The sequence below is a fragment of the Shewanella sp. genome, from assembly GCF_051658185.1.
Taxonomy (GTDB): Bacteria; Pseudomonadota; Gammaproteobacteria; order Enterobacterales; family Shewanellaceae; genus Shewanella.
Genome location: NZ_JBOFMC010000099.1, coordinates 1 through 4549, shown reverse-complemented (window position 1 = coordinate 4549; position 4549 = coordinate 1). Strand labels below are relative to the sequence as shown.

Annotated in this window: 2 protein-coding genes and 1 pseudogene; 1 reads left to right on the top strand and 2 read right to left on the bottom strand. The window is 53.5% G+C overall.

Annotated elements, in window-relative coordinates; all coding sequences use genetic code 11:
- Positions 1–914, top strand: a pseudogene (locus ACRCZA_RS04205) (hypothetical protein); the annotation flags it as partial.
- A 157-nt stretch (positions 915–1071) separates the two neighbouring features.
- Here the strand turns inward: ACRCZA_RS04205 and ACRCZA_RS04200 are convergent.
- Both ACRCZA_RS04200 and ACRCZA_RS04195 read right to left on the bottom strand, forming a co-directional pair.
- Positions 1072–2397, bottom strand: a complete 1326-nt coding sequence (locus tag ACRCZA_RS04200) for a hypothetical protein (protein ID WP_438673222.1) — start codon at positions 2395–2397, stop codon at positions 1072–1074.
- Between the two features lie 16 nt (positions 2398–2413).
- A partial coding sequence (locus ACRCZA_RS04195) for a TonB-dependent hemoglobin/transferrin/lactoferrin family receptor (RefSeq protein WP_438673221.1) occupies positions 2414–4549 on the bottom strand: 2136 nt, incomplete at its 5' end.

Sequence of the window (4549 nt, the reverse complement as noted above, 5' to 3'; positions counted from 1 at the left end):
TCAGGCAAAACGGTAAGGATCTGAGTGAATTTGCCCACAATGCCGACTATCTTAATGTGCAATATGGTTGGTTAATCGATAAAAACAGTGCAGCGCTTTCGCGATTGATGGTGGGATTTACCCAAGATAAGCATGAGTTTAACTCTTCACCGCTCTACCCTACCGCCGCGCGGCCTCAGGATAGGGACTTTATGTATCCATGGATGGGTTACCAGTATATTCAGGATGATTTCCATGTATTAACCAATGTGCACCTTATCGGCGCAAACGAAGACTTTAACCTAGGCTGGCAGCATTATGTGCAATTGGGCTTAGAAACCAAAGACATTGCCGATAACCAGCCTGTTGGCTATCACCTCAAATGGCAAAGCAGTGTGGGCTATCAAGTTGAGCAGCAACTGTGGTTATTTGAGCTTGGCGGCAATAGCACCCTCGGCACGACTCAAGCCGATAGTTATCAGCTCAATGCTCAGGCCGAATATTTTTACCAAATCAATCCCAAATGGACGGCCTACGGCAAGGCATGGCTGAGCACCTCAAACAACACCTATCTTGACCTCATCCAAGGCGTGGGGGATGAAACCGGTGTGCGCGGTTATCCCAATGATTACCAACTTGGCGATCAACAGTGGTTATTCACCGCCGAAATTCGCAACTACCCCAATATCAATTTATATCAACTGGCTAACCTTGGCTGGGCAGTATTTACCGATGTGGGTCAGGCCTCAGGTGGCCCCCTCGCCGACAATAACGAAGTCAGCGGCCCACTGGGCAGTGTCGGCATTGGGGCACGAATTTATTCCTCGCGCTCAAGTTACGGCAACGTGGCCCATATTGATTTTTCCATCCCTTATGCCGGCGGAGAGTCAGTCAACAGTTGGGAATGGCGCTTCTTGATAAAACAGAGTTTTTAACTCGCCTATCCCTAAACATGCCTATCGCTAACCATGCGTCGCCGTCTGGCGGCCAGCGCGGCATTATCAGGGCATTGGCTGGCTCACGCTCAATATAAGCCGTTGTCTAACATTGATTATGTTATCAAATTGATTATTTTACCCAAAGATAGCCTTATCAATGGCAGCTCACCCCTTGAGCGGCCAACCATTGCCCCCCAATACGCACCGCCACAAATAACCAAACGCTATTGGTCACCAAGCACCATAACCCGATGCGTTGCCATCGGCCTTGCGCCAAAACCGACACAAGCCGCCAAGCCCGCCATAAACTCCAGCCCACCCCAAGCCAAACCAGCGCGCCAAACACCGCCATTCCGGCCGACTGACGCCCAAGCCCCGGGAGCAACCACGCCTGCCCGAATAATTGCCCCAACCCTTGCGTTAACTCGGTAATACCACGCATGGCCAACATCATCCCACCATGGGAGAGAAGTAAACACAGCACGAATGGGACACTGACTTTCGCCATCACTGATAACGCCCTTGACCAAGAGATGCGAGCCAAGCCCGCAACGGCCACAGCGCAACTTGCGGCCAAACCTAAGGTCAACACGATGGCAACCAAGGCAATGGATAAGCCGCGCATATCCAACCAAGCGAGGTTTATCGCGGTCGAGTGACTAAGGGAATTAAGCCCTTGTTCGAGCCAGTGCCATGGCATCGCCTCGCGCCACACGCTGCGGTCCCAACGGTGGGTCAATTGTGAGGTCATTGCCACTAACGCCGTGAGGATCAACACCGTCAACGCAGCGGGCATGCCCCAATCGGCACCCTGCCAGCGGCCAAATGTCAGAGATAAGCCCCGGCAATGGCGATAACACTCAAGGCACAGATGACAGTGGCCACCATCCCCCGTGTTGGCCAGCCGTTGCGGCGACAATTTTTGCGGACAAAGGCGCGCGCAATCGCCCTGCTGACACTCAAGGCAGGTCGCGGGATCGCTCCCAAGCCGCACGAGTCCTTGCTGGCCAAAGGTTTTAGTGAGGATCGCAAAAGGGCACAGCGAGCGGCAAAAGGGTGCGTCCCGATACAGCAGGGACAAGACGAGCATCAACACCACAAAACCACTGAAGAAAACCAAGGTAAATAGCAGTGGCAAACGGTGATATCCCACAGTCGCGGTGTTCACTAACCAATAGCTAGTCAACAGCATGATGGCGCTCCAGCCAGTCCAAGTTAGCCAGCGAGGTAAGCGTTGACGCAATCCTTGGCGACTGATGGCTCGGCCCATCACCCCAAGGGGGCACAGTCCGCAAAATAGAGGCCCGGCGATCATCAACATAGACACAGTGACGACGGGCCAAAAGCATCCCCAAAATAGGCTTTTGACCCAAAGCTCACTGCGCTCCGGTAACCACCAGCCCACCAGCAAGGTCAGCAAAAATACACTCACCCCACTCCACTGCACTAGCGTTAATCCATGCCGTTTGGCGATATGCATACTTTACCCCTCGCCCTTAAAACCGATAATGCACGGCCGCATTGAGGTGCCGTCCGGGCTGAGTCAGCCTATCAGGATTGAGCTGAGGATCGGCCTGCAGCCCCGCCAGATTGCCGTATAGCCAATACTTTTCATCGGTCAGATTCATGATGCCAAGCTGCAGTTTTAGCCGTGGGCTAGCCTGCCACCATGCCAACGCATCCATGTACAGATAGGCGGGCGCGCGCAAATTATCCGGTTCAGTCCAGTCATCCGCTTGCTTGGCGGCACTGTATTTGGCAAACACCTGCGCCCCCCAAAGGCCCGATTCGGCGTCATAGCCTAGGGTTAAGCTGCTGTTAAAGGGGGCCACACTATCTAATGCTCGGCCGGTATGGCGGTTTTCGCCCTCGGACCATGCTGCAGAGGCGCGGACGTAGCCGCCAGCGACCCAGCGATCAAGAGGATAAAAGGCCTTAAGCTCGACGCCGCGGATCCACGCTTCTCCCACATTTTGATATTGCTGGATTGCAGGGAAAACGCTGTCGTCGGTAACGCTGTCAATAAAGTCGCGGTAATCACTGTAATAGAAAGCCAATTCCGCTTGCAGCGCATCGCCGCCCCAGCGCAGGCCTAATTCAGAGTTAGTGCTTTGTTCAGCCTCAAGATTCTCATTAGGCATCACAATCACATGGGGCAGATCGAGGCGGTAATACAGATCGTACAAAGAAGGGGCGCGATAGCCACTGCCGACGCTAGCATAGGCCGACAGCGACTCGGTTACCGTCCAAATAAAACCGGTGTTGTAGGTGATCACATCACTCTCATGCCTTGGCAGATCCGCCGCCGGATCGGTGCGATACCGATCGTATCTTAAGCCGAAGTTCCACTTGAGGGGGAGCAGATCAAAAGCCAGCTGCTGCTTGGCAAACAGCCCAGCGCGAACCGCGCTCGCTCGGGGCATTGTGGTACTGGTTTGCGCGACGGTGCCCGCGGCAAAATCCCGATCTTCAAAAAAGGAATCAAATTCACTGCGTACTACAGATAAGCCATAACTCCATTCTTGCTCAAACGCCGACCAAGCAATCGATTTATCAAACTGACCATGCAGTTGCAAATGGCTATCTTCACGATCGCGGATCAGCGCGCAGCCACCTAAACAATCGGTGTTTTTAACTCGAAAATTGGTATTGTCAGTCGCGGCTTGCTGCCAGCTAAGTTGCCAATGAGACAGATCAAAGAACGGATTATCCGCACGCCACTCGTGGGCTAACGTCAGTCGCCACCGCGACTGCTCCGTCTCGAGTCGATTCGAGTGATAGTAAGTGTCCTTGCCACCTCTGCGGGCTGGCACAAAATAGCCCTCCATGGACCATAAATCAGTATCCCCGTCCTTGCGAAACACTTCACCGGTTAAGGCTAATGTTTGGTTTGATGTCAACTGACTCACGCTTTTGAGCAATAAGTTATGGCTCGCATAATCAGCAGGATCCGCCAGTCCGCGCTCAACGCTAATCACATCTTTACCTTCGCGATGGGTTTGGGTTTCCCCTTCATCCCTAAAGGTATAAATCATCATTCCCTGCCAACGACCGGCATCGATGGCCGCCTCCCAAGTGTTCTTCCAGCCCTGATTAGCCCCGCCATAACCTAAGGCCACATTGGTTGCCTGCGCTTGCCCCGCCAAAATATCGTCCGGTGATTTGGTTCTTAATAACACCGCGCCGCCAATGGCATCACTGCCATAGAGGCTAGAAGCTGAGTTTTTATTGATTTCTATCGCTTTGAGAGTATCAAGCTCGATTTGGCTCGAGTACTCATTAATCACAGTGGTATGGGGAGTCCCGCGGCCTGCCTTAAAAAAAACGGCCTGCTCAATGCCATCAATCAGCACCTTAACCCGATCATCGCTCATGCCACGAATGGTAAAGCTACCCAGGCCAAATTTACCCGTGCCAGCCACCTCGACGCCAGGCTCAGCTTTGATGGCATCCTGAAGGTTATTGGCAAGGCTCGCTTCGAGTTGTTCGGCGCTGATGGCAGTGACACTGCCGGCCACATTGGCAATCTCGGTGGCGACTCGGCTACCGACCACCACTAACGTCTCATCGGGAGTGTGCCCTGCAAGCGCGCTGGGCGACAAGGCCATTGCGACAGCCACCGCAATAGCGTG

Coding starts and splice junctions, on each gene's coding strand:
- ACRCZA_RS04200 (WP_438673222.1), bottom strand. CDS start 2,397: ATGCATATCGCCAAACGGCATGGATTAACGCTAGTGCAGTGGAGTGGG.